Origin of the sequence: Variovorax sp. RCC_210 (assembly GCF_041355175.1) — a bacterium.
Lineage (GTDB): Bacteria > Pseudomonadota > Gammaproteobacteria > Burkholderiales > Burkholderiaceae_C > Variovorax.
On record NZ_JBFUPJ010000001.1, the window covers coordinates 439,256 to 462,040 of the forward strand.

Below are 22,785 nucleotides of genomic sequence, written 5' to 3' on the forward strand. Positions count from 1 at the left end.
GATTCCTTCCTCGGCCAGTGGTGAGTGTTATCAATGATTAGCGATGATATCCGCTCGAACACGAGGGACATCCCCCGTGCTAACGCTTCCCCGGTCTCCAGCGCAGCGAGGGCAATGCAAACGCCATGCCCAGCAGCGCGCCGGCCAGCACGTCGAGTACCACGTGCTGCTTGACCGCCAGCGTCGAATAGGCAATGGCGGCGAACCACAGCCAGTTGATCCAGAACAGCAGGGCGGGCGTGCGCGCGCGGCGCAGCACGTCGTGCACCCGCACGGCGGTGAAGATGGCCACCGCCACGTGCATCGACGGGCAGGCGTTGCCGGCCGCGTCCACGCCCTGCAGCATCGCGAAGCCGGGGTAGCCGGAGGCGTCGAGTGGCAGCGCCGGGATCTGCGTCGGCCAGAAATAGAAGAGCCCCAGCCCCGTGAGGCACAGCCCGCCGATCCACAGCCCGTAGACCACCAGCTCCTTGAAGGTCAGCTGCAGGCCCGGCGCGAAACCCACGTACACCCAGAGCGACAGGTACGCGCCCAGCGTGTAGGGCTGGAAGGGAATGAGGTGGTCCAGCGCCGTCAGCGGCATCACCGTGACCGGAAACGCCGGGTTGCGCAGCAGGTGGAAGTAGCCGATGAAGAACAGCCAGGTGAAGACCGTGGTGCCCACCGCCTTCAGCACGAAATGGCGGCGCATGCGCAGCCAGATGTCGGCGGTCCACGTCGGTGGCCCGGCCTCGGGCGCCATGTGCAGGGGGATCTGTGTGTGCATGTGTCGGTGCGCGATCTTGCCAGACCGGCATGACGCCGCGGCCTGACGTCCCGCTGCCGGTCCTCATGCTGGCCCGGTGCCGGGCTGGCTTTTCAGGCGGTGGCGGCGCGCTTGCGGTGCTGGAACGAGGTCGGCGAGCGCCCCGTGGCCGCCTTGAACATCGCGCAGAACGCGCTGTCGGTGGCATAGCCGCTGGCCGCCGCCACCTGGCTCACGGCCATGCCGCGCGCCAGCAGCGGCAGGGCGTGCGCCATCACGGCCTGCTGGCGCCACTGCTGCCAGCTCATGCCGAGCTGGTCGCGAAACAGGCGCGCCACCGTGCGCTCGCTGGCGCCGATGGTGGCCGCGCGCTCGGCCAGCGTGGCGCGGTCGGCCGGGTTGCGCAGCAGCGCCTCGCACAGCTGGCGCAGGCGCTTGTCGGTGGGCAGCGGCACGTCGATGCGGATCTGCGTGGCGCGCTCCACCTCGTCGACCAGCAGCGGCGCGATCATGCGTTCGCGCTGCGGCGCATGCGGGTCGGCCGGGGGCAGGCCGTCCGGCGTGGTGTCCAGCGCCAGCATCAGCGCGCGCAGCAGCGGGCTGATTTCGAGCACCTCGCACTTGTCCCAGGTGGGCGCGATCCAGGCGTGCAGGTACACGGTGCGCAGCTCCGCGTCTTCGATGAGGGTGATGCTGTGCGGCATGTTGGCCGGCACCCACAGCGCGCGCGAGGGCGGCACGATGTAGCTGCCGTCCTGCGTGCTCAGCCGGATCACGCCGCGCGTGGAAAAGGTGAGCTGCGGCCACGGGTGCTGGTGCAGCTCGACCAGCGTGTCGGCGGTGAGAAAGTGCTCCTTGGCGCGCAGCGGGCGCACCGCGTCGGGGGCGTAGAGGTGCGGCGTGAGCGGGCCGACGCTGTTCGCCGGCGCGGCGACGGCGCCGCGTGGCGCGCGTGCGCCCGGGTTCGGGCCCGGCGCCGGTGGCTGCTGCGGTGTCACCGGTGGGTGGTTGTCTGCGTTCGCGGAAGTCGCAAGGGAGGGGGAGGCGTCGCTTGGCATGGTTTCGACAAATGTTGTCGCTGTATCGCCATTCTGCCGCGTCGTCGGCGAATAGCATCGGTGCCCGCCCCGGTTTTTTGTAGCAATCCATGTCCTCTTCATCGTCAGCGTCTTCGGGCGCCACCCCGCCCACCACCTTGCGCACCGACGCCAAGCTGATCGGCCTGGTCGGCCTGGCCCACGCGGTCAGCCATTTCAGCCAGCTCATCCTGGCGCCGCTGTTCCCGTGGCTCAAGGACGCGTTCAACGTCAGCTACGTGGAGCTGGGCGCGGTGCTGACCGTGTTCTTCGTGGTGTCGTGCATCGTGCAGGCGGCCTCGGGCTTCATCGTCGACAAGCTGGGCCCGCGCCCGGTGCTGTTCGTGGGGCTGGGCGCGCTGGGCCTGGCGGCTTTCGGCTACGCCGCGGCACAGAGCTACTGGATGCTGCTGCTGTGCGCGGTGGTCGGCGGCATCGGCAACGGCGTGTTCCACCCGGTGGACTACACGCTGTTCAACCGCAAGGTCGCGCCCACGCGGCTGGGCCATGCCTACAGCGTGCACGGCATCACCGGCAGCCTGGGCTGGGCGCTGGCGCCGGCCTTCGTGGTGCCCATCGCCATTGCGTTCTCTTGGCGCGTGGCGCTGGCTTCGGCGGGTGCCGTGGCCATCGTGGTGCTGCTGGTGCTGTGGGTGTACCGCAGCGTGCTGTCGCTGGACGCGGCGGCCGTGCACAAGGCAACGGGGCAGGGCGCGCCCGCGCCGGCCGGCGGCGAGTTCGACTTCCTGCGCATTCCGGCCGTGTGGATGTGCTTCGGCTTTTTCTTCTTCTATGCCGCGGTGATCAGCGTGGTGCAGACCTTCGCGCCCGTGGCCGCCGGCCACCTGCATGCGGTGCCGGTGGCGCTGGTGGCGATGTGCCTCACCGTGTACATGGTGGCCAGCGCGGTCGGCATGGTGTTCGGCGGTTTCCTGGCGTCGGATCCGTCGCGCTGCGAGCGCATCGTGGGCGCGGGCTTCGGCGTGGCGGCGGCGCTGGCGCTGGTGCTGGCCTTTGCCAGCTTTCCGCCGGTCGTGGTGCCGGTGCTGTTCGGCGCGATGGGTTTCGTCTCGGGCGTGGCCGGTCCGTCGCGCGATTTGCTGGTGAAGAAGTCGACCCCGCCCAACGCCACCGGGCGCGTGTACGGCGTGGTGTACGCGGGGCTCGACATCGGCCAGGCCGTTGCGCCGCTGGTGTTCGGCCGGCTCATGGACAGCGGCCAGTACACGAGCGTGATCGTCGGCCTGGCGCTGGTGCAGGGCGTGCTGATTGCCAGCGCCTTCAACGTGCGCCGGGTGCGCCGCACGGCGCTGGTGCCGGCTTCGGCCTGAATCACAAGCGGCTTGAACTGACCTCGCTGCCGACCTCTCTGCCTGTACGAATGCCGCCGATATCATCGGCCGCATGCAAGCCTTGTATGTCTATGTGATCGCCGGCGCGGTGCTGGCGGGGTTCGTGCAGGGCCTGTCGGGTTTTGCTTTCGGGCTGGTGGCCATGTCGGTCTGGGCCTGGACGCTGGAGCCCCAGCTCGCCGCCGTGCTCGCGCTGTTCGGCGCGCTCACCGGGCAGGTGATTGCGGCGCTCACCGTGCGCCGCGCCTTCGACAAAAGCATCCTCTGGCCCTTCGTGCTCGGCGGCCTGGTCGGCGTGCCCTTCGGCGTGTGGCTGCTGCCGCACCTGGACCTCGTGGTCTTCAAGCTGTGCCTGGGTGTGCTGCTGGTGCTGTGGTGCCCGGCCATGCTGATGTCGCAGCACCTGCCCAAGCTGGCTTTCGGTGGCCGCATGGCCGACGGGGTGGCTGGCGCCATCGGCGGCGCCATGGCGGGCATCGGCGGGTTCTCGGGGACCATTCCCACGCTGTGGTGCACGCTGCGCGGCTTCCAGCGCGACACGCAACGCGCGGTCATCCAGAACTTCAATCTCGCGATGCTGGTGGTCGCGTTCTCGATCCACCTGGCCAGCGGCAGCATCGCGCGTTCGACCGTGCCGCTGCTGGCGCTGGTGGCCGTGGCGGTCGCGGTGCCGGTGCTGCTGGGGGCGCGGCTGTACATCGGCATCAGCGAGGCCGTGTTCCGCAAGCTGGTGCTGAGCTTGCTGACCGCATCGGGCGTGGCGATGCTGGCGTCGGCGGTGCCGGCGTTGATGCAGCGCGGTTGAGCCAGCAGGCCCGGGAATCCGGGAACCTTCCCGGTCGCATGCTTTCCAAGTGCGTGACCGGCTGGCTTGGCCGGCCTTTTTCCCTCCTGGAGCGTCCCCCCGAAATGCGCCTTTGAGCCTTCCTTGATTCGCCGCGATGCAGCACCTTGCATCGCCTTGCCACGAACTCATCGGAGGGCCGCATGGCTCATCGCACACACGCTCCGCGCGCGGCCGCAGGCCCGGGCGCTTTATCTTTCCTTCCTTCTTTTTCTTCTTTCGAACTCCGTCACGTGAGCCTCGCGCTGCCCGACGGACGGCTGCTGTTCGACGACATCGGCGAGACCTTCCAGCCAGGCTGCGTCGGCCTCGTAGGCGGCAACGGCGCGGGCAAGACGCGGCTCATCGAGCTGCTGGCGGGCCACGCCACGCCGAGCGCTGGCGTGGTGCTGCGGCCCGCGCGGGTGGCGCATGTGGCGCAGGACATCGCATCGACACCGGGCACGCTCGTTGCCGACCTCGCGGGGCTCGCGCAGCCGCTGGCGGCGCTCGCGCGCATCGAGGCGGGCCTTGGTGCGGCGTCGGATTTCGAACTCGTCGAAAGCGGCAGTCATTGGGACCTGCCGATGCGCTTCGCCGCGGCGCTGCAGGCCGCGGGACTCTCACTCGCGCCGCACCGACCAGCCGACGGATTGAGCGGTGGCGAACGCACGCGCGTGGCTTTGCTCGGCGCCTTCCTGTCGGGCGCCAACGCCTTGTTGCTCGACGAGCCCAGCAACCACCTCGACACCGACGCGCGGCGCTGGCTGCGTGCACAGCTCGCCGCATGGCGCGGCGTGGCCGTCATCGCAAGCCACGACCGCGAGTTGCTGGAGGACATGGGCCGCATCGTGGAAATCACGCCGCAAGGCCGCCTGCGCAGTTGCACCGGCGGCTGGACCGCGTACAGCGCGTGGCGCGAGCGCGAAGCCGCGGCTGCGCAAGCCCGGCTCGACCACGCGCGCACCGACCGCGCGACCGCCCTGCGCGAACAGCAAAGGCAGCACGACGCGCAACAGCGCCGCGCCGCTCGCGGTGCCAGCTGGGCGCGCGACGCCAACCTGGGCGGCCTGCACCTGGGACGCCTGAAGGACAACGCGCAAGCCTACGCAGGCCGCGAGAACGAACGCCAGCGCGAGTGCCGCGACGCGCTCGATGGCGCAGTGCGCGAAGCCGCCGCGCAGGTGATGGCGGCGCCCGCGGTGGCGCTCGCGCTGCCGGCTTCGTCCGTTCCCACAGGGCGCTGCGTGCTGTCCCTCGAAGAAGCGGTGCCCGCATGGCCGACCGACGCGCGGGCGTTGAACCTGTGCCTGCATGGTCCGGTGCGCATCGGTGTCACGGGTGCGAACGGCTGCGGCAAGACCAGCCTGTTGCGGATGCTCGCGGGTCGCGATGAACCGCGCGCCGGGCGTTGCGAGGCGCCGCTGCGTTGCGCGTGGCTGGCGCAGGAACACGGTGCGGATGGCGAATCGCAGCCCGGTCGTTCGGTGCTGGAGCAACTGCAAGCCTTGCATTCGCCCCTGCCCGAAAGCGAATTGCGCACCCGGCTCGCGCTGCTGGGCCTCGGTGCCGGCGCAGTGTGCCGGCCCGTGGCGCAGCTCAGCGGCGGCGAGCGCCTGAAGGCCGCGCTGGCTTGCGCGTTGTGGGGCGGTGCACCGGCGCAGATGCTGCTGCTCGACGAGCCGACGAATCACCTCGACATCGCGTCGGTGCTTGCGCTGGAACAGGCGCTGTGCGGGTTCCCGGGAGTGATCGTCGTGGTGTCGCACGACCAGCGATTCCTGTCGGCGCTCGCACTCACGCACCGGCTCGATGCGCGACGCGGCAGCGACGGCGGCTGGGTGCTGAGCGACTTGCGCTAGCAGCTCAGCGCGTCAACACTTCAAGGTGTCAGCGAGGCAAGGCCAGCGCGAACGGCAGGCTCGCCACGCCCAGCAAGGTCGACAACGTCACCAGCCCCGCCACGTAAGGCCCGTTGTAGCCCATGCGCGCGGCCAGCACATAGGCGCTCGACGCGGTCGGCACGGCGGAGAAAGCCATCAGCACCACGGCCTGCGTGGCATCGAGCCGCAGCGCATGCACCAGCCCCCACGACACCAGCGGCAGGAACAGGTGGCGAATGGACAGCACCGACACCGCCAGCACCTTGCCCGTGCCCAGCGTCGAGAACTTCATGCCCGCGCCGGCCGCGAGCAGCCCGAGCGCGAGCGAGGCGGCACCGATGCGTGTGAGCGTGGGCGTGGCCCAGCCCGGCACCGTGAGCCCCAGCACATTGGCCAGCAGCCCGGCCACGGTCGCGACGATCAACGGGTTGCGCACCAGCTGCCGCACGAAGCCGGTCTTGGCATGCCGCGTCATCGGCCACACGGCCGCGATGTTGAAGATGGGCACGCACACGCCGATCAGCACCGCAATCAGCAGCAGGCCTTCGGCGCCCGCCAGCCGCTCCGCCAGCGCCAGGCAGATGAACGAGTTGAAGCGGAACGCGATCTGCGTGCTGGCCGCATGGTCGCGCCGGTCGATGTGCCTGCCGATGCCCGGCACGAAGGGCAGGGCATAGGCCATCGCGATGCCGCACGCGCCGATGCACAGGCCGGCGGTCAGCAGGTTCGACGTTGCACCAAAGTCGAGCGGGCTGCGCACGATCGAATGGAACAGCAGCACCGGAAAAAGAAAGTAGTAGACCAGGCTCTCGACCTGGTCCCACACGCGGCGGTCGAGCGCGGTGTAGCGGCACAGGAGCCAGCCGATGGCGATGAGCGAGAAGTCGGGGAAGAGCAGCTGGGCATAGTTCACCGCTTCGAGGATAAACCGGCCAGACTGTGGGTATTCCACAGCACGTAAACGGCGCTCCAGCCGCTAGCATCCGGGCTTCGTTTTTTCTACATCACAAATCAAGGAGTTATCGATGCAACGTCGTCAATGGAGCGCGCTGGTGGGAGGCGCCGTGCTGGTCGCGGTGGCAGGCCAGAGCTTTGCACAGGGCTATCCGAACAAGCCCGTGGAGCTGAGCGTGCCGTTCGCACCGGGTGGCACGACGGACATTGTGGCGCGCGTCATTTCCGACCCCCTGGGCAAGGTGCTGGGCCAGCCGGTGGTGGTGATCAACCGCGCCGGTGGCGGCGGCATCGTGGGCGCGGCCGAAACCGCGCGCGCCACGCCCGATGGCTACAAGCTGGGCATTGCCACGGTGTCGAGCACTGCGGCCAACCCGGCCATCAACCCGAAGACGCCGTACGACCCGATCAACGACTTCACGCCCATCATCAACATCGCGGCCACGCCCAACATCATTGCGGTGAACCCGAACTTTCCGGCGAAGAACTACGCCGAGTTCGTGGCCGAGCTGAAGAAGAACCCCGGCAAGTACTCGTACGCCTCGTCGGGCACCGGCGGCATCGGCCACCTGCTGATGGAGCTCTACAAGAGCCTGACCAACACCTTCGTCACGCACATCCCGTACCGCGGCGCGGGCCCGGCGCTGAACGACGTGGTGGCCGGCCAGGTGCCGATCATGTTCGACAACATTCCCTCGGCCATGCCCTTCATCACCAGCGGCCGGCTGATCCCCATCGTGGTGTCGGCGCCCCAGCGCCTGGCCGCGCTGCCCAACGTGCCGACCTTCAAGGAAGTGGGCCTGGAGCCGGTGAACCGCATGGCGTACTACGGCATCCTGGGCCCCAAGGGCCTGCCGAAGGAAGTGGTCGAGAAGATCAGCGCCGGCGTGAAGAAGGCCGTGGAAGAACCGGCGGTGCGCAAGCGCATCGAGGACACCGGCTCGCTTATCGTGGCCAACACGCCCGAGCAGTTCTCCGCGCAGATCAAGGCCGAGTACGAGGTGTACAAGGAAGTGGTGAAGAAGCAGAACCTGAAGCTGGACTGATCCCGCTTGCAGCTTCCCGCGCGCTGCGTTCCACTTGCAGCCGCCCCCCGAAGCCGCCCGCAGCCGGGCGGCTTTTTTCATTTCCGGATTTTGTTATCTTGCAGCGCATGACCGAGGCCGCCACCGCACCCACTCCCGAGATCGACGAATTCATCGACGCCCTCTGGCTCGAGGACGGCTTGTCGAAGAACACGCTGGCCGCCTATCGCCGCGACCTGGCGCTGTTCGCGCAGTGGCTGCGCCAGCAGCGCGAGGGCGCCACGCTCGCGGCCGCGTGCGAGCCCGACGTGCAGGCCTACATGGGCGCGCGCCTGTCCACCAACGGCAAGGCCACCTCGGCCAACCGCCGGCTCACGGTGTTCAAGCGCTACTACCGCTGGGCGCTGCGCGAGCGCCGCGTGGTGGCCGACCCGACCATCCGGCTCATGCCCGCGCGGCAGATGCCGCGCACGGTGAAGACGCTGTCGGAGAAACAGGTGGACGACCTGCTCGGCGCGCCGGACGTCGAGACGCCGCTGGGCCTGCGCGACCGCGCGATGCTGGAGCTGATGTACGCCAGCGGCCTGCGCGTGAGCGAGCTGGTGGCGCTGAAAGCCATCGACCTGAGCCTGAACGACGGCGTGCTGCGCGTGCTGGGCAAGGGCAACAAGGAGCGGCTGGTGCCCTTCGGCGGCGAGGCGCGCCGCTGGATCGAGCGCTACATCGACGAGTCCCGCCCCGTCATCCTCGACGCCCAGCAGACGCCCGATCTGTTCGTGACCGCGCGCGGCGCGGGCATGACGCGCGTGATGTTCTGGATCATCGTGAAGAAGCACGCGACCACTGCCGGCATTCATGTGCCGCTGTCGCCGCACACCTTGCGCCATGCCTTCGCCACGCACCTGCTGAACCACGGCGTCGACCTGCGCGCGGTGCAGCTGCTGCTGGGGCATGCGGACATCTCGACCACCACCATCTACACGCATGTGGCGCGCGAGCGCCTGAAGCAGTTGCATGCCAAGCACCATCCGCGTGGCTGAGCTGTCGCCGCCGTGGCGCATCGGCTGCGCCGGCTGGAGCCTGCCGCGCGCGCTGTGGCCAGAGTTTTCGCCCGAGGGCTCGCACCTGGAGCGCTATGCGCGGCGTTTCGACGCGGTAGAGATCGACACGTCTTTCTACCGCCCGCACCGGCGCGACACCTACGAACGCTGGGCCGCGAGCACGCCCGCGGGCTTTCGCTTCGCGGTCAAGCTGCCGAAGGCGGTGACGCATGAACGCCGGCTGGTCGATGCCATGCCCGCGTTCGAGGAATTCGCCGCGCAGGTCGAAGGGCTGGGCGACAAGCTCGGTGCGCTGGTCGTGCAACTGCCGCCCAGCCTGGCGTTCGATGCGGCGGTGGTGCGCAGGTTTTTCACCGCGCTGCGGCGCAGGCACGCGGGCACGGTGGTGCTGGAGCCCCGTCATCGCAGCTGGTTCGCGCCGCAGGCCGACGCGTTGCTGGCAGCCTTCGAAGTGGCCCGCGTGCTCGCGGACCCGGTGCTGTTCGACGAAGCGGCGGCGCCCGGCGGATGGCCGGGCCTGGTCTATCTGCGGCTGCACGGCTCGCCGCGGCGCTACTGGTCGGCCTACGACGACGCGCTGCTGGCGCGGCTCGCGCAGCGACTGCAGCTCGCGAAGGAAGAGGGCGCGCAGTGCTGGTGCGTGTTCGACAACACGGCGGGTGGAGAAGCCGTCGGCAATGCGCTGACGCTGCAGCGTCAGCGACAAGATCAACAATCGACAAGAGGAGACAGAACGTGAACTTCAACAGACTCTGCACAGGCCTTGCCCTGGCCGCAGCCACCAGCCTCGCCGCCGCGCAAGGCTTCCCCGGCGCCAAGCCCATCCGCCTGATCGTCGGCTACCCGCCCGGCGGCGGCATCGACTTCGCCGCGCGCACGGTGCAGCTGCCGCTGCAGGAGGCGCTCAAGCAGCAACTGGTGGTCGACTACAAGCCCGGCGCCAGCGGCATGATCGCGGCGACCGAACTCACGCGCCAGCCGGCCGACGGCTACACGCTGCTGCTGGCCAACACCGGCCCTTTCGCCATCGCGCCGTACCTGCAGAGCAAGCCGCCGTACGACCCGATCCGGCAGTTCACGTACATCGGGCAGATCAGCCAGGGCAGCTACATCGCGGTGACGCGGCCCGACCATCCGGCGAAGAACCTCAAGGAGTTCGTGGCCTGGGCCAAGGGCCAGCCGGGCAAGGTCAACTTCGCCTCGGGCGGCAACGGCACCTCGACGCACCTGAACGGCGAGCTGATGAACCAGGTCACGGGCCTGGACATGACGCACGTGCCCTACAAGGGCAGCGCCCCGGCGGTGCAGGACCTGCTCGGCGGGCAGACGCAGATCCTCATCGACGCGGGCAGCGTGCTGCTGCCGCAGGTGAAGGGCGGCAAGCTGAAGGCGCTGGCCGTGACCGGGCCGCAGCGCGACCCGCAACTGCCCGACGTGCCGACGGTGAAGGAGCTGGGGCTCGCGGGCATGGAGTCGGTCGGCTTCCAGGGGCTGGTGGGCCCGGCGAACATGCCGAAGGAGGTGGTCGACAAGCTCTCCGGCGAACTGGCCAGGGCGCTGGCGCAGCCCGAGATCAAGGCGAAGTTCGCCGCCGCCGGTGCCGAGGTGCATTCGCTCGGCCCGGTGGAGTTCGCGGCCTTCGTCAAGGCGGACAATGAGAAGTGGTCCAGGCTGATCAAGGAGCGCAAGCTGCAGCTGGACTGATGCAAACCACGTAACCGAACGACATGAATTTCCTGGCCTCTTCGAAGCACTCGCGCCGCACGGCGACCCGACTCCTGGCTGCCGCCGCGCTCTGCGCGGCGTCCGGCGCGCACACCCAAGCCCACGCGCAGGCGGTTCCCAAGACCGTGCGGCTGATCGTCGCGTACCCGGCAGGCGGCGTCAGCGACGTGGTCGCGCGCGCCCTGGGGGACCGGCTGGCCGCGCAGATGGGCACCACGGTGATCGTGGACAACCGCGCCGGGGCCAGCGGCGCCATCGGCATGGACGCCGTGGCCAAGGCCGCGCCCGACGGCGCCACGCTGGGTTTCTCGGCCATCAGCCCGCTGGTGCTGAGCCCGCACCTGGGCAAGCTGCCCTTCGATCCGCTGAAGGACGTGGCGCCGGTGGCCAGCGTGATGTATTCGCCGGTGCTGCTGATCGCCACGCCGGCCAGCAAGGCGAAGGACTTCAAGGCGCTGATCGACGACGCCAAGGCGCACCCGGGCGCGGTGCGCTGGGCGACCTCGGGGCCAGCCTCGCTGGGCCACATCGTGCTGGAGCAGCTGCATGCGGCGGCGGGCGTGGACATCACGCACGTGCCCTACAAGGGCGGCGGCCAGCAGCTGAACGACGCGATCGGCGGGCAGTTCGAAATCCTGTCGACCAACGCGAGCCCGACGCTGTCGTCGCACATCCAGTCGGGCAAGCTGCGCCCGCTGGCCGTGGGCGCACCGGCGCGGCTCGACAGCCTGCCCAAGGTGCCCACGCTGGGCGAGCTGGGCTACAAGGCGGCCAACATCAACTCGGTGTTCGGCGTGTTCGCGCCGGCCGCCACGCCGAGCGCGCTGCTGGCGAGGTACAACGCAGAGATCAACAAGGCGCTGGCCAGCCCCGAGCTGCGTGCCAAGCTCACCGCCACCGACAACGTGCCGACCGGCGGCACCGCGGAAGCCTTCGCGAAGGAAATCGCCAGCGAGTACGAGAGCAACGGCCGCATCATCAAGTCGGCGAACATCAAGGCCGACTGAGACGCTTTGCCGCCGCCCGCGCGGCTGGCGCCGAAGTGACCGCGTGGCTTGCGTTGGCATTTTCCCTACCTTATAGTAGGTAGATGACCAACGCCGCCACAGCCGCTACAGCAGCCCCCGCCGCGCTTGCCGCCGGCAGTACCCGCGAGCAGATCCTCGCGGTGGCGCGCGGCTTCATCGAAACGCGCTCCTACCTGGGCTTCAGTTTCCAGGACGTGGCCGACGCGGTGGGCGTGCGCAAGGCCAGCCTGTACCACCACTTCGCGACCAAGGAAGCGCTGGGCATCGCCGTGATCCGCGCGGCCACGCAGGGCTTCAAGGACTGGGACGCCGCGCGCGCACGCGAGCCCAGGGACGCGCTCGAATCGTATTTCCGCATGTACCGCAACACGCTGCGGGCCGGCTCCGCCGTGTGTCCCGCGGGCGCGCTGGCGCCGGGCTGGGACGTGATCAACGACGAGCTTCGGCTGGCCGTGCAAGACCTGCGCAACACCCAGGTGACGTGGCTCACCGGCGTGCTGGGAGCGCTGGCGTCCGAGCAGGGCACGCGCGACAAGGCCGACCAAGCTGCAAAGACCACGAAGGCCGACAACGCCCCCAAGACCCCTAAGGCTAGGCGCACCTCGGTCGCTTCGCTCGCGGCCTATGTGTTCTCGGTTTGCCAGGGCGCGCTGCTGTCGGCGCGCATGACCGGGCGCGTGGAAGATTTCGACGAAGCCATCGCGCAACTCAGGAGTTCATTGCCCGGCTGACCGCCTGGCTGCCGCAGGCATGCTTCGGCATGCCTATTTTTTGACCTCGAAGCCTACCGATTGGATGGTAGGCGTGACTCACCTGGAGCATCCCCATGAAAGCCGTCATTTCCGCCTACGCCCGTTCTCCTTTCCACTTCGCGAAGAAAGGCGCCCTGGCCGAAGTGCGGCCCGACACGCTCGCCGCCGGCGTGGTGCGCGGACTGCTGCAGCGCACCGACCTCGACCCCGCGCCGCTCGAAGACATCGTCCTCGGCTGCGCGTACCCCGAGGCCTCGCAGGGCAACAACCTCGCGCGCATCGTCGGGCTGCTGGCCGGGCTGCCGCACGAAGTGGGCGGCATGACGGTGAACCGCTTCTGCGGCTCGTCGATGCAGGCCGTGCACATCGCCGCCGCGCAGATCGAGGCGGGCATGGGCGAGGCCTTTTTGTGCGTGGGCGTGGAATCGATGTCGATGGTGCCGCAGGGCGGCTTCAACTTCTCTCCGAACCCGGAGCTGAAGGAGAACACCGACGCCTACATCTCGATGGGCGAAACCGCCGAGAACGTCGCGCAGCGCTGGAACGTGAGCCGCGCCGACCAGGAAGCGCTGGCCGTCGAATCGCACCGCAAGGCCGCCCAGGCGCGCGCGCAGGGCCGGCTGGCCGGCGAGATCGTGCCGGTGCGGCTGGCCTCGGGCGACATCGTCGATGCCGACGGCTGCATTCGCCCGACTACGTCGGCCGAGGCGCTGGCCAACCTGAAGCCCGCGTTCCGCCCCGACGGCGTGGTCACGGCCGGCACCTCGTCGCCGCTGACCGACGGCGCCGCCGTGGTGCTGGTCACCAGCGACGCGTTCGCCGCGAAGCACGGACTGAAGGCGCTCGCGCGCATCAGGTCGTTCGCGACCGTGGGCGTGGACCCGGCCATCATGGGCATCGGCCCGATTCCCGCCACCCGCAAGGCGCTGGCGCGTGCCGGCCTGAGCGCGGCCGACCTCGACGTGATCGAGATCAACGAGGCCTTCTCCTCGCAGGCGCTGGCCTGCATCCGCGACCTGGGGCTGGACCCCGCCAAGGTCAACCTCGACGGCGGCGGCCTGGCCATCGGCCATCCGCTGGGCGCGACCGGCGCGCGCATCACGGGCAAGGCGGCGTCGCTGCTGGCGCGCGAAGGCGGGCGCTATGCGCTGGCCACGCAGTGCATCGGCGGTGGGCAGGGCATCGCGACCATCCTCGAGCGCGTTTGAGTGTCTGGGTGCCTGAACGCTGGACCGCATGAGAATGACGCCCGTCACAACCAGGAGACCTCCATGAGCAAGCTGTACCTCGAAGACCTGAAGGTCGGCGACCGTTTCGAAAGCGCCGAGCACGCGCTCGACGTGGCGCAGATCAAGGCCTTTGCGCAGCAGTTCGACCCGCAACCTTTTCACACCGACGAAGAGGCCGCGAAGAAGACCTTTTTCGGCGGCCTTGCCGCGAGCGGCTGGCACACGGCGGCGCTCACGATGAAGCTGCTGGTCGAGAGCGGCGTGCCGCTGGCCGACGGCATCATCGGCTCGGGCGGCGAGCTGCAGTGGCCGCAGCCCACGCGCCCCGGCGATGTGCTGCATGTGGTGGGCGAGGTGACCGACATCGTGCCCTCGCGCTCCAAACCTGGCCGCGCGATGGTCACGATGCGTTGCCAGACGCTCAACCAGCGCGACGAAGTGCTGCAGCATTTCACGCCGAAGCTGGTGGTGCACGCGCGTCCGGCATAGGCGACGTGACGGCCCGCGGCCGGCATGGACCGGGCGCCGGCCTCCGGCCTTAGTCCCGGCTGGCCTGCGTGGCCGCGAGCTGGCGCAGCTCCTCGGCGCTGAAGCCGGCGCGCCCGCGCGCCTCGAAATTGAACGGCGGCTTGTGCCGCGGCGCGTCGTAGCGCGCCACCAGCGCGGGGTAGGTCGCCTCGGCATCGAGCCCGGCGCCGTCGCACAGCCATCGGTACCAGTGGTTGCCGATGGCCACGTGGCCCACCTCGTCGCGCAGGATGATGTCCAGGATCTCGACCGCGCGCAGCGCATCGGGCGTGTTCACGCGCTTGAGCTTGGCCTGGATGAGCGGCGTGGCGTCGAGCCCGCGCGCCTCCAGCGTGCGCGGCACCAGCGCCATGCGCGCGAGCACGTCGTCCTTCGTTTTCTCGCACATGTTCCACAGGCCGTCGTGGCCGGGGAAGTCGCCGTAGCGGTAGCCCATGCCCTGCAGGTGGGTGTGCAGCAGCGTGAAGTGCAGCGCCTCTTCGTCGGCCACGCGCAGCCAGTCGCGGTAGTAGGCCTCGGGCATGCCGTCGTAGCGCCACACCGCGTCGAGCGCGAGGTTGATGGCGTTGAACTCGATGTGGCAGATCGAATGGATCAGCGCGGCCCGTCCCTCGGGCGTGAAAGGCGAGCGCTTTTGCACCGCGGTGGCAGCCACGCGCACCGGCTTTTCGGGGCGGCCGGGCACGCCGGTGTCGTCATCGGGCGTGCGAATGGTGGTTGCCGCTATGAAATCGGTAGCAGCCAGCGCAGCGGCGGCGCGGGTGGCGGCCACCTTTTCGTCGGGGTCTGTCAGGCGCAGCGCGGCGAGCGCGCTCAATCGGGGGTGCATCCCTACAATTCTAGTTTTGACCTTCTTTGACATTTCCGGAGACAAAAACAATGGCGCTCTACGAACTCGACGGTGTGGCCCCGCAGCTGGGCGAAGGTGCATGGGTGGCCGACAGCGCGCAGGTGATGGGCAACGTCAAGCTGGCGGAGAACGCGAGCGTGTGGTTCGGCGCCGTGCTGCGCGGCGACACCGAGACGCTCACCATCGGGCGCAACAGCAACATCCAGGACCTGTCGGTGCTGCACGCCGACGTCGGCTGCCCGCTGACCATCGGTGACAACGTCACCGTGGGCCACCAGGTGATGCTGCATGGCTGCACGGTGGGCGACAACTCGTTGATCGGCATCCAGGCCGTGATCTTGAATAACGCGAAGATCGGCCGCAATTCGATCGTTGGCGCCGGCAGCGTCGTGACCGAGGGCAAGGAGTTTCCGGACAATTCCCTCATCATCGGCTCGCCGGCCAAGGTAGTGCGCACCCTCGACGACGCAGCGGCCGCCCGCTTGCGCCAGAGCGCGGAGCACTACGTCGAGAACGCCCATCGCTTTGCGAAGGGCCTGAAGAAGATTAGCTAACCCCCAGGCTTGCCCACTTCGTGTGGCCTCCTACCCCCTTGCAGGGGGCGATACCGGCGGCCCGGCAAAGCCGGTTCCGCGGTATCCCGCGCGAAGACGGCCTGATTAAAGAAAGATGATGTTTTGAGCGAGCTGCACAAATTCCTGTTCGATGGCCTGCCGGTGCGCGGCATGATCGTGCGCCTGACGGATGCGTGGCAGGAGATTCTTGCGCGGCGCGCCTCCAACACCGCCACCGGCCCGTACCCGCCGCCGGTGGCAGAACTGCTCGGCGAGATGACGGCCGCGGCCACGCTGATGCAGTCGAACATCAAGTTCAACGGCGCGTTGATCCTGCAGATCTTCGGCGATGGTCCGGTGAAGGTGGCCGTGGCCGAGGCCAAGCCCGACCTGAGCCTGCGTGCCACCGCCAAGGTCATCGGCGACCTGCCGGCCGACGCGCGCCTGCCCGACATGGTCAACGTGAACAACAAGGGCCGCTGCGCGATCACGCTCGACCCGAAGGACAAGATGCCCGGTGCCACGCCGTACCAGGGCGTGGTGCCGCTTTTTGGCGACGACGGCGAAAAGCTGGGCAAGCTCAGCGAGGTGTTGCAGCACTACATGCTGCAAAGCGAGCAGCTCGACACCACGCTGGTGCTCGCGGCCGACGACAAGGTGGCCGCCGGCCTGCTGATCCAGCGGCTGCCGGTGAAGGGCGAGGGCAACCTCGAAGGCACATCGGAGAAGGACCACGACCAGGCCAACGAGGACCAGATCGGCCTGAACGAGGACTACAACCGCATCTCCATCCTCGCGTCGAGCCTGACGCGCGACGAACTGCTGACGCTGGACATCGAGACCATCCTGCGTCGCCTGTTCTGGGAAGAGAAGCTGCTGCGCTTCGAACCCCAGGCCGGCCCGCTGGGCCCGCACTTCGCGTGCACCTGCGGTCGCGAGCGCGTGGCGCAGATGATTCGCGGGCTGGGCCAGGAGGAGGCCGAGAGCATCCTCGCCGAGCGCGGCGACATCGAGGTGGGCTGCGATTTCTGCGGCAAGCAGTACCGCTTCGACGCGGTCGACGCCGCGCAGATCTTCAGGCCGCCGACGGACCAGATTCCGGGCAGCCCGATCGTTCAGTAGGTCGCCGGGGCCGTCCGGCTTTCAGCTCAGCGGGCGGCGTCGTCGAATCCGCTGAACGCGATGTCCGGCGCGCTGGTGTTGTGCTTGGACGGCAGGCTGCGTCCGAAGCGCACCTGCGTGGCCTGCAAGGCCTTCACCTCGGGCAATGGCAGCACCTGCTGGTCGGCTTGAGGCGACACCTGCCAGCGCACCTCGCTCACGTCGGCGTTGTCGGGTGTCACGTACATCGAGCGCAGCACCGCGAAGGGCTGTGCGCTGGCGGTGGGCCTGGAAAGCGTCACGTCGAGCGCGGTACGGGTGCGGCTGATTTCGTCGACACGCGCCACGGCGCTGCCGCCGTCGGTGAAGCGCACGTGGATCGCCAGCGGCCTGGGCACGACGCGGATCGACGCGATGTTCACCACCGGCCGCGCGGCCGCCTGCACAGGCCCGAGCAGGAACGACGAGCCGTACACGCCGTCGCCGAAGCGCGGGTCCGGCAGCGGCTTGAGCCGCCAGTAGCCGTCCGACGGATACAGCACGATGGCCTCGAGCGCCTTGCCGTTCTCCTTCTTGAACACCTGCAGCAGGTGAAAGCCGCTGTCCTTGCGCGTGCCCACCTGCACCGGCACGCGCTGCGCGCGCCAGAAGGTGGGGAGCGTCATGCCGACGATGCGCCACTGGGCGTTGTCCATCAGCACCACGGTGCGCTTCTTGAAGCGGTGGGCCGGGTCGGTGGGGTGCGCGCCGCCGTCGAAGTTGCAGCCCGAGAAGTCGGGCGCGGTCACGTCGTTGCCGATCTTGTCGAGGTAGTCGGGCTGCAGCGCCTCGATGCGCATGTGGCGGATGCCGTCGCCGCGCAGGGTGAGCGAGACGTTGTCTTCTTCCGCGCAGGCGGTGGTGGTGGTGCCGTTTTCCACGGTGGCGGCAACGGGGGCCGCCATGGCATGGGTCGAGGCCAGCAGCAGGGCGGCGAAAGCGGCGGTCGAAAGGTGCATCGGGTCTCCGGTGAAAGGGGCGGGGACGCGACCTGGCGCGATGGCGTGGGGGCTAGTCGCGGCGCGCCATCAGGTCGCTGAAGAGCTTATGTTCGCATTCCGGGTCGGAGCACTTCTCGCAAGGCCATGACCACGAGGCGGGCTTGGCCCCGAGCCGGTCGCGCGTGCCCGATGCCCTCGACGTGCGGGCGCGGCCTTCGTTGCCCGCGATGGAGTTGATGGCGTTCCACGCGTTGGCCAGCCGCTCGCCGCCGCTGCCATGCACCACGGTGTACGACAGCTTCGCGCCCGCGAGCGCGGCGCGCAGCAGCGTGTCGGTGGGCTGGCGCGCATGCGGGCCGTCGCGCATGTCGTCTGCCACCCAGGGCAGGTCGAGCGCGGTGAGCAGCGTGATGGCGCAGCGCCGTTGCGCGGCAAGGGCGCCGTCGTACAGCGTGGTGTCGGCGAACAGCTGCTCGCTGTAGACCGCGGTCATCAGGGCCGTGGTGTCGGCCACCACCACGCCGGTGGCTGCGGCGGTGTCGATGCGGCGGGTCTGCTCGTCGGCGATGGCCTGCTGCTCGTCGGGGCGCGGCGTGCGGCCTTCGCGCTCGCACCATTCGCGCAGGTATTCGGTGACCAGCGTGGTCGGCGTGCCGCGGTCTTGCAGGCGCTGCGCAATGGCGCGCGCGAGCTCGGTCTTGCCGGTGCTTTCGGCGCCCACGAGCGCGATGACGCACCCGGTCGGCAGGCTGGGCGTCATGCGGCCACCGCCTTGGCCGCCTTGGCAGTCGCGCCCGGCAGGCGCTGCCGCCACGCGAGGTAGCCGGCCACGCTCAGCACCGCGAACACCGCGTACAGCCCCACGGTCAGCCACAGGCCCTTGTGGATGAACAGGCCCACGCTGACCACGTTCACGGCCAGCCAGACCAGCCAGTTCTCGATGAACTTGCGCCCGAGCAGGAACTGCCCGACCAGGCTCAGGCCGGTGGCGAAGCCGTCCCACCAGGGCACGTCGGTGTCGGTGAAGCGGCGCAGGAAGAGGGCGACGGCCGGCCATGCGAACGCGCAGGCGGCCAGCGTGAGCGCGACGCCGCGCGGCGACAGCCGGCTCACCTGCAGCGCGCTGCCGTCGGCACGGTGGCCGCGCAGCCATTGCGCCCAGCCCCACAGCGCGACGAAAGCGAAGAACACCTGGAGCGAGGCGTCGCCGTAGATGCGCGCCTTGGCGAACACGGCCACGTAGAGCAGCGAGCTGACGATGGCCAGCGGCCAGCCCCAGTGGATCTCGCGCATGTTGCAGCCGACCATGGCAAGTGCCAGCAGGGCGGCGACGAATTCGAGCCAGCTGACAGGAGAGCCCCACAGCAGGAATGCGGGGGCCGAGAGAAGCTCGGTCATCAGCGGGCGAAAAAGTGAAGGGTCAGTGTGCGATCTGTACGAACACTTCGTTCGGCTTGACCATGCCGAGTTCCGCGCGCGCGCGTTCCTCGACCATCTCGAGGCCGTCCTTCAGGTCGTTCACCTCGGAGGTCAGGCGCTCGTTGTTCAGCGCGGCCTTGGCGTTGGCCTCCTTGCCGTCGGCCAGCTTGGTGCGCAGCTGCGCCACGTCGCGCACGCTGCCGCGCCCGTTCCACAACTGCCACTGCAGGACGGCCAGCAGGAGCAGCAGGATGATCGGTGGAACGAGGCGGGCGCGCATGCGCGTGGCGTCCGGGCGTTACTTCAGGTTGTAGAACGCGCCGCGGCCGGGGTACACGGCGATGTCACCCAGGTCTTCTTCGATGCGCAGCAGCTGGTTGTACTTGGCGATGCGGTCCGAACGCGACAGCGAGCCGGTCTTGATCTGGCCGGCGTTGGTGCCCACGGCGATGTCGGCGATGGTGCTGTCCTCGGTTTCGCCCGAGCGGTGCGAAATGACGGCGGTGTAGCCCGCGCGCTTGGCCATCTCGATGGCGGCGAAGGTTTCGGTGAGCGTGCCGATCTGGTTGATCTTGATCAGGATCGAGTTGGCAATGCCCTTGTCGATGCCTTCTTGCAGGATCTTGGTGTTGGTGACGAACAGGTCGTCGCCCACCAGCTGCACGCGCTTGCCGAGGCGGTCGGTGAGCAGCTTCCAGCCGTCCCAGTCGCCTTCGTGCATGCCGTCCTCGATGCTGATGATCGGGTACTTGTCGACCCAGGTCGCCAGCATGTCGGCCCAGTTGCCGGCCGACAGCGTGAGGTTCTCGCCGGACAGCACGTAGTTGCCGTCCTTGTAGAACTCGCTGGCCGCGCAATCGAGGCCCAGGGCAATCTGCTCGCCCGCCGTGTAGCCGGCCTTGTCGATGGCTTCCAGGATCAGCTGGATGGCCGCTTCGTGGCTTTCCACGCTGGGAGCGAAGCCGCCTTCGTCGCCCACCGCCGTGCTGATGCCGCGGTCGCCCAGGATCTTCTTCAGCGCGTGGAACACTTCGGCGCCGTAGCGCACGGCCTCGCGGAAGCTCTTGGCGCCCACGGGGATGATCATGAATTCCTGCAGGTCCAGGCTGTTGTTGGCGTGCGCGCCGCCATTGATGACGTTCATCATCGGCACCGGCAGCTGCATGCCGCCCATGCCGCCGAAGTAGCGGTACAGCGGCAGGCCCGACTCTTCGGCCGCGGCGCGGGCCACGGCCATCGACACGGCCAGCGTGGCGTTGGCGCCCAGGCGGGCCTTGTTGTCGGTGCCGTCCAGGTCGATCATCGTGCGATCGAGGAAGGCCTGTTCGCTGGCGTCCAGGCCCAGCACGGCTTCCGAGATCTCGGTGTTGATGTTCTCCACGGCCTTCAGCACGCCCTTGCCGAGGTAGCGGCTCTTGTCGCCGTCGCGCAGCTCGATGGCTTCACGCGAGCCGGTCGACGCGCCCGAAGGCACGGCCGCGCGGCCCATGGTGCCTGATTCGAGCAGCACGTCGCATTCGACGGTGGGGTTGCCTCGGCTGTCGAGAATTTCGCGGCCGACGATGTCAACGATTGCACTCATCTTTTGTCTTTCTCTTTCGGTTCTCTTTGGGCGAATAAATGAATGGGTGGAAGGCTCAGACGCCTTCGACGGCGATCATGTTCATGATCGCGGCGCCGGCACGCGCCTCGCGTGCCTTGAGGTACTCGGGTGTTTCATAGAAAGCCGTGGCTTGCTCGAAGCTGGCGAACTTGAGCACGACCACGCGCATGGGCTGCCAGGTGCCTTCCAGCGGCTGCACCTGGCCGCCGCGCACGCACACTTCGGCGCCGTGCGCCTGCATGGCAACGCTCGACCACTTCTTGTATTCCTCGTACTGCGTCGGGTTGGTCACCTCGACGTGGGCGATGACGTAACCACTGCTCATCGGACGATCTCCGTGCTGCGCACCGCGGTGCGAGCTTGCTTGGGGCGGCCCGGCGCGGCGCTCATGCCACCGCCTTCAATGCCTTGGTGCTGCCCGTGCCCTTTTCCTTGTGGTCCAGCGCGGCCTTGATGAAGGCGTTGAACAGCGGGTGGCCGCCCCACGGGGTCGACTTGAACTCGGGGTGGAACTGCACGCCCATGAACCAGGGGTGCACGTCCTGCGGCAGCTCGACGATTTCGGTCAGGTGCTCGCGCTGCGTGAGCGCGGAGATCACCAGGCCGGCGTTGCGCAGCTGGTCGAGATAGTTCACGTTGGCTTCGTAGCGATGGCGATGGCGCTCGGTGACCACGTCGCCGTAGATGCTGTGGGCCAGCGTGCCGGGCGAGACGTCGGAGCTCTGCGCGCCCAGGCGCATGGTGCCGCCGAGGTCGGACTTCTCGTCGCGCGTCTTCACGGTGCCGTCGGCGTCCTTCCACTCGGTGATCAGCGCGATCACGGGGGTGGGCGTCTCGGGGTCGAACTCGGTGCTGTTGGCGTTCTTCAGGCCGGCCACGTGGCGGGCGTATTCGATGGTGGCCACCTGCATGCCCAGGCAGATGCCCAGGTAGGGGACCTTGCCTTCGCGGGCGAAGCGTGCCGCCGAGATCTTGCCTTCGACACCGCGCTGGCCGAAGCCGCCGGGCACCAGGATGGCGTCGTACTTGGCCAGGCGGGAGACGTCCTGCGCGTTGATGGTCTCGGAGTCGATGTAGTCGATCTTCACGCGCGCATGGTTCTTCATGCCGGCGTGGCGCAGGGCTTCGTTCAGCGACTTGTAGCTGTCCGACAGGTCGACGTACTTGCCGACCATGGCAATCGACACTTCCTTTTGCGGATGCTCGACCTCGTACACCAGGTCGTCCCAGCGTTGCAGCTTGGCCGGCGGGGTGTTGATGCGCAGCTTGTCGCAGATCAGGCCGTCCAGGCCTTGTTCGTGCAGCATGCGGGGCACCTTGTAGATGGTGTCCACGTCCCACATCGAGATGACGCCCCATTCGGGCACGTTGGAGAACAGCGAGATCTTGGCGCGCTCGTCGTCCGGGATCGGGCGGTCGGCGCGGCACAGGAGCACGTCGGCCTGGATGCCGATGGCGCGCAGCTCCTTGGCGGTGTGCTGCGTGGGCTTGGTCTTGAGCTCGCCGGCGGCGGCGATCCAGGGCACGTAGCTCAGGTGCACGAAGGCCGAATTGTTCGGGCCGTTGCGCAGGCTCATCTGGCGCACGGCCTCCAGGAAGGGCAGCGACTCGATGTCGCCCACGGTGCCGCCGATTTCGACGATGGCCACGTCCACCTCGTGTGAGGTGCCGATGCCGGCGCCGCGCTTGATGTATTCCTGGATCTCGTTGGTGATGTGCGGAATCACCTGGACGGTCTTGCCGAGGTAGTCGCCGCGGCGTTCCTTCTCGAGCACGGTCTTGTAGATCTGACCGGTCGTGAAGTTGTTGGCCTTGCGCATGCGCGTGTTGATGAAGCGCTCGTAGTGGCCGAGGTCGAGGTCGGTCTCGGCGCCGTCATCGGTGACGAACACCTCGCCATGCTGGAAGGGCGACATCGTGCCGGGGTCGACATTGATGTACGGATCGAGCTTGATGAGGGTGACTTGGAGGCCGCGCGATTCGAGGATCGCGGCGAGCGAGGCGGAGGCGATTCCCTTGCCAAGGGAAGAGACGACACCACCGGTGACGAAGACAAATTTGGTCATGCCAGTTCCGGACGCTGTGAATCCGGGCAGT

Annotated in this window: 24 protein-coding genes; 13 read left to right on the forward strand and 11 right to left on the reverse strand. The window is 68.5% G+C overall.

Annotated features, from left to right (window positions below; translation table 11 throughout):
- Positions 1–79 precede the first annotated feature (79 nt).
- Entirely contained in the window at positions 80–766 is a 687-nt protein-coding gene (locus AB6807_RS02170; protein WP_286512519.1) for a phosphatase PAP2 family protein, read from the reverse strand.
- 92 nt (positions 767–858) lie between these two features.
- Positions 859–1,743 carry a helix-turn-helix domain-containing protein gene (locus AB6807_RS02175; RefSeq protein ID WP_286512516.1) on the reverse strand — a complete coding sequence of 295 codons (885 nt, stop codon included), beginning with the start codon at positions 1,741–1,743 and terminating at the stop codon, positions 859–861.
- A 149-nt stretch (positions 1,744–1,892) separates the two neighbouring features.
- On the opposite strand from AB6807_RS02175, the gene AB6807_RS02180 reads away from it, so the two are divergent.
- The 3 genes from AB6807_RS02180 to AB6807_RS02190 all read left to right on the forward strand — a co-directional run bounded on the left by AB6807_RS02180 (position 1,893) and on the right by AB6807_RS02190 (position 5,858).
- Entirely contained in the window at positions 1,893–3,152 is a 1,260-nt protein-coding gene (locus AB6807_RS02180; protein WP_371083329.1) for an MFS transporter, read from the forward strand.
- Between the two features lie 73 nt (positions 3,153–3,225).
- Positions 3,226–3,978 (forward strand): sulfite exporter TauE/SafE family protein, encoded by a 753-nt coding sequence (locus tag AB6807_RS02185; protein ID WP_371083330.1) that lies wholly within the window; start codon positions 3,226–3,228, stop codon positions 3,976–3,978.
- Between the two features lie 182 nt (positions 3,979–4,160).
- Positions 4,161–5,858, forward strand: a complete 1,698-nt coding sequence (locus AB6807_RS02190; RefSeq protein WP_371083331.1) for an ATP-binding cassette domain-containing protein — start codon at positions 4,161–4,163, stop codon at positions 5,856–5,858.
- A gap of 28 nt (positions 5,859–5,886) precedes the next feature.
- Here the strand turns inward: AB6807_RS02190 and AB6807_RS02195 are convergent, their stop codons facing one another.
- The gene (locus AB6807_RS02195) at positions 5,887–6,804 is read right to left on the reverse strand and encodes an AEC family transporter (protein ID WP_371084136.1); all 918 of its coding nucleotides are present in this window, start codon (positions 6,802–6,804) and stop codon (positions 5,887–5,889) included.
- 100 nt (positions 6,805–6,904) lie between these two features.
- Here AB6807_RS02195 and AB6807_RS02200 point away from each other — a divergent pair, with 100 nt between their 5' ends.
- The 8 genes from AB6807_RS02200 to AB6807_RS02235 all read left to right on the forward strand — a co-directional run bounded on the left by AB6807_RS02200 (position 6,905) and on the right by AB6807_RS02235 (position 14,142).
- Positions 6,905–7,879, forward strand: a complete 975-nt coding sequence (locus AB6807_RS02200) for a tripartite tricarboxylate transporter substrate binding protein BugE (protein WP_116908600.1) — start codon at positions 6,905–6,907, stop codon at positions 7,877–7,879.
- Between the two features lie 107 nt (positions 7,880–7,986).
- Positions 7,987–8,898 carry a site-specific tyrosine recombinase XerD gene (gene xerD, locus AB6807_RS02205; RefSeq protein WP_371084137.1) on the forward strand — a complete coding sequence of 304 codons (912 nt, stop codon included), beginning with the start codon at positions 7,987–7,989 and terminating at the stop codon, positions 8,896–8,898.
- A complete protein-coding gene (locus AB6807_RS02210) occupies positions 8,873–9,658 on the forward strand; it encodes a DUF72 domain-containing protein (protein WP_371083332.1) in 786 nt (261 codons plus the stop codon). Before xerD ends, AB6807_RS02210 begins: the two co-directional genes overlap by 26 nt.
- A complete protein-coding gene (locus AB6807_RS02215) occupies positions 9,655–10,623 on the forward strand; it encodes a Bug family tripartite tricarboxylate transporter substrate binding protein (RefSeq protein WP_371083333.1) in 969 nt (322 codons plus the stop codon). Before AB6807_RS02210 ends, AB6807_RS02215 begins: the two co-directional genes overlap by 4 nt.
- A 23-nt stretch (positions 10,624–10,646) precedes the next feature.
- A complete protein-coding gene (locus AB6807_RS02220) occupies positions 10,647–11,651 on the forward strand; it encodes a Bug family tripartite tricarboxylate transporter substrate binding protein (RefSeq protein ID WP_371083334.1) in 1,005 nt (334 codons plus the stop codon).
- A gap of 83 nt (positions 11,652–11,734) precedes the next feature.
- Positions 11,735–12,403, forward strand: coding sequence for a TetR/AcrR family transcriptional regulator (locus AB6807_RS02225; RefSeq protein WP_371083335.1), 669 nt, complete (start codon positions 11,735–11,737; stop codon positions 12,401–12,403).
- Between the two features lie 95 nt (positions 12,404–12,498).
- Complete coding sequence (locus AB6807_RS02230; protein ID WP_371083336.1) at positions 12,499–13,632, forward strand: acetyl-CoA C-acyltransferase; 1,134 nt, start codon at positions 12,499–12,501, stop codon at positions 13,630–13,632.
- Between the two features lie 63 nt (positions 13,633–13,695).
- The gene (locus AB6807_RS02235) at positions 13,696–14,142 is read left to right on the forward strand and encodes a MaoC family dehydratase (RefSeq protein ID WP_371083337.1); all 447 of its coding nucleotides are present in this window, start codon (positions 13,696–13,698) and stop codon (positions 14,140–14,142) included.
- A gap of 49 nt (positions 14,143–14,191) precedes the next feature.
- Here AB6807_RS02235 and AB6807_RS02240 read toward each other — a convergent pair whose 3' ends face one another.
- Positions 14,192–15,010, reverse strand: coding sequence for a ferritin-like domain-containing protein (locus AB6807_RS02240; RefSeq protein ID WP_371083338.1), 819 nt, complete (start codon positions 15,008–15,010; stop codon positions 14,192–14,194).
- 50 nt (positions 15,011–15,060) lie between these two features.
- Between AB6807_RS02240 and AB6807_RS02245 the strand changes: the two genes are divergently transcribed.
- Positions 15,061–15,585 carry a gamma carbonic anhydrase family protein gene (locus AB6807_RS02245; protein ID WP_371083339.1) on the forward strand — a complete coding sequence of 175 codons (525 nt, stop codon included), beginning with the start codon at positions 15,061–15,063 and terminating at the stop codon, positions 15,583–15,585.
- 123 nt (positions 15,586–15,708) lie between these two features.
- Complete coding sequence (locus tag AB6807_RS02250; RefSeq protein ID WP_371083340.1) at positions 15,709–16,707, forward strand: Hsp33 family molecular chaperone HslO; 999 nt, start codon at positions 15,709–15,711, stop codon at positions 16,705–16,707.
- A 26-nt stretch (positions 16,708–16,733) separates the two neighbouring features.
- Here the strand turns inward: AB6807_RS02250 and AB6807_RS02255 are convergent, their stop codons facing one another.
- The 7 genes from AB6807_RS02255 to AB6807_RS02285 all read right to left on the reverse strand — a co-directional run bounded on the left by AB6807_RS02255 (position 16,734) and on the right by AB6807_RS02285 (position 22,754).
- The gene (locus tag AB6807_RS02255) at positions 16,734–17,684 is read right to left on the reverse strand and encodes a hypothetical protein (protein WP_371083341.1); all 951 of its coding nucleotides are present in this window, start codon (positions 17,682–17,684) and stop codon (positions 16,734–16,736) included.
- 52 nt (positions 17,685–17,736) lie between these two features.
- Positions 17,737–18,426: an AAA family ATPase gene (locus AB6807_RS02260; protein WP_371083342.1), complete on the reverse strand. Its 690-nt coding sequence runs from the start codon at positions 18,424–18,426 to the stop codon at positions 17,737–17,739.
- The gene (gene pnuC, locus AB6807_RS02265) at positions 18,423–19,064 is read right to left on the reverse strand and encodes a nicotinamide riboside transporter PnuC (RefSeq protein WP_116908613.1); all 642 of its coding nucleotides are present in this window, start codon (positions 19,062–19,064) and stop codon (positions 18,423–18,425) included. Before pnuC ends, AB6807_RS02260 begins: the two co-directional genes overlap by 4 nt.
- A gap of 22 nt (positions 19,065–19,086) precedes the next feature.
- Positions 19,087–19,365 (reverse strand): septum formation initiator family protein, encoded by a 279-nt coding sequence (locus AB6807_RS02270; protein WP_116908614.1) that lies wholly within the window; start codon positions 19,363–19,365, stop codon positions 19,087–19,089.
- An 18-nt stretch (positions 19,366–19,383) separates the two neighbouring features.
- On the reverse strand, positions 19,384–20,667 hold the full coding sequence (eno, locus tag AB6807_RS02275) for a phosphopyruvate hydratase (protein ID WP_116908615.1): 1,284 nt from the start codon (positions 20,665–20,667) through the stop codon (positions 19,384–19,386).
- Between the two features lie 55 nt (positions 20,668–20,722).
- Positions 20,723–21,013, reverse strand: a complete 291-nt coding sequence (locus tag AB6807_RS02280; RefSeq protein WP_371083343.1) for a DUF1330 domain-containing protein — start codon at positions 21,011–21,013, stop codon at positions 20,723–20,725.
- Between the two features lie 61 nt (positions 21,014–21,074).
- Positions 21,075–22,754, reverse strand: a complete 1,680-nt coding sequence (locus tag AB6807_RS02285; RefSeq protein ID WP_116908617.1) for a CTP synthase — start codon at positions 22,752–22,754, stop codon at positions 21,075–21,077.
- Positions 22,755–22,785 lie beyond the last annotated feature (31 nt).

Bases quoted from the DNA above. Each gene is read 5' to 3' on its own strand.
- AB6807_RS02180 (WP_371083329.1), top strand. From the start codon at position 1,893: ATGTCCTCTTCATCGTCAGCGTCTTCGGGCGCCACCCCGCCCACCACC.
- AB6807_RS02260 (WP_371083342.1), bottom strand. From the start codon at position 18,426: ATGACGCCCAGCCTGCCGACCGGGTGCGTCATCGCGCTCGTGGGCGCC.
- AB6807_RS02225 (WP_371083335.1), top strand. From the start codon at position 11,735: ATGACCAACGCCGCCACAGCCGCTACAGCAGCCCCCGCCGCGCTTGCC.
- AB6807_RS02280 (WP_371083343.1), bottom strand. From the start codon at position 21,013: ATGAGCAGTGGTTACGTCATCGCCCACGTCGAGGTGACCAACCCGACG.
- AB6807_RS02190 (WP_371083331.1), top strand. From the start codon at position 4,161: ATGGCTCATCGCACACACGCTCCGCGCGCGGCCGCAGGCCCGGGCGCT.
- AB6807_RS02230 (WP_371083336.1), top strand. From the start codon at position 12,499: ATGAAAGCCGTCATTTCCGCCTACGCCCGTTCTCCTTTCCACTTCGCG.
- AB6807_RS02240 (WP_371083338.1), bottom strand. From the start codon at position 15,010: ATGCACCCCCGATTGAGCGCGCTCGCCGCGCTGCGCCTGACAGACCCC.
- AB6807_RS02220 (WP_371083334.1), top strand. From the start codon at position 10,647: ATGAATTTCCTGGCCTCTTCGAAGCACTCGCGCCGCACGGCGACCCGA.
- xerD (WP_371084137.1), top strand. From the start codon at position 7,987: ATGACCGAGGCCGCCACCGCACCCACTCCCGAGATCGACGAATTCATC.
- AB6807_RS02200 (WP_116908600.1), top strand. From the start codon at position 6,905: ATGCAACGTCGTCAATGGAGCGCGCTGGTGGGAGGCGCCGTGCTGGTC.
- AB6807_RS02170 (WP_286512519.1), bottom strand. From the start codon at position 766: ATGCACACACAGATCCCCCTGCACATGGCGCCCGAGGCCGGGCCACCG.
- AB6807_RS02185 (WP_371083330.1), top strand. From the start codon at position 3,226: ATGCAAGCCTTGTATGTCTATGTGATCGCCGGCGCGGTGCTGGCGGGG.
- AB6807_RS02255 (WP_371083341.1), bottom strand. From the start codon at position 17,684: ATGCACCTTTCGACCGCCGCTTTCGCCGCCCTGCTGCTGGCCTCGACC.
- AB6807_RS02210 (WP_371083332.1), top strand. From the start codon at position 8,873: ATGCCAAGCACCATCCGCGTGGCTGAGCTGTCGCCGCCGTGGCGCATC.
- AB6807_RS02285 (WP_116908617.1), bottom strand. From the start codon at position 22,754: ATGACCAAATTTGTCTTCGTCACCGGTGGTGTCGTCTCTTCCCTTGGC.
- pnuC (WP_116908613.1), bottom strand. From the start codon at position 19,064: ATGACCGAGCTTCTCTCGGCCCCCGCATTCCTGCTGTGGGGCTCTCCT.
- AB6807_RS02245 (WP_371083339.1), top strand. From the start codon at position 15,061: ATGGCGCTCTACGAACTCGACGGTGTGGCCCCGCAGCTGGGCGAAGGT.
- AB6807_RS02235 (WP_371083337.1), top strand. From the start codon at position 13,696: ATGAGCAAGCTGTACCTCGAAGACCTGAAGGTCGGCGACCGTTTCGAA.
- AB6807_RS02270 (WP_116908614.1), bottom strand. From the start codon at position 19,365: ATGCGCGCCCGCCTCGTTCCACCGATCATCCTGCTGCTCCTGCTGGCC.
- eno (WP_116908615.1), bottom strand. From the start codon at position 20,667: ATGAGTGCAATCGTTGACATCGTCGGCCGCGAAATTCTCGACAGCCGA.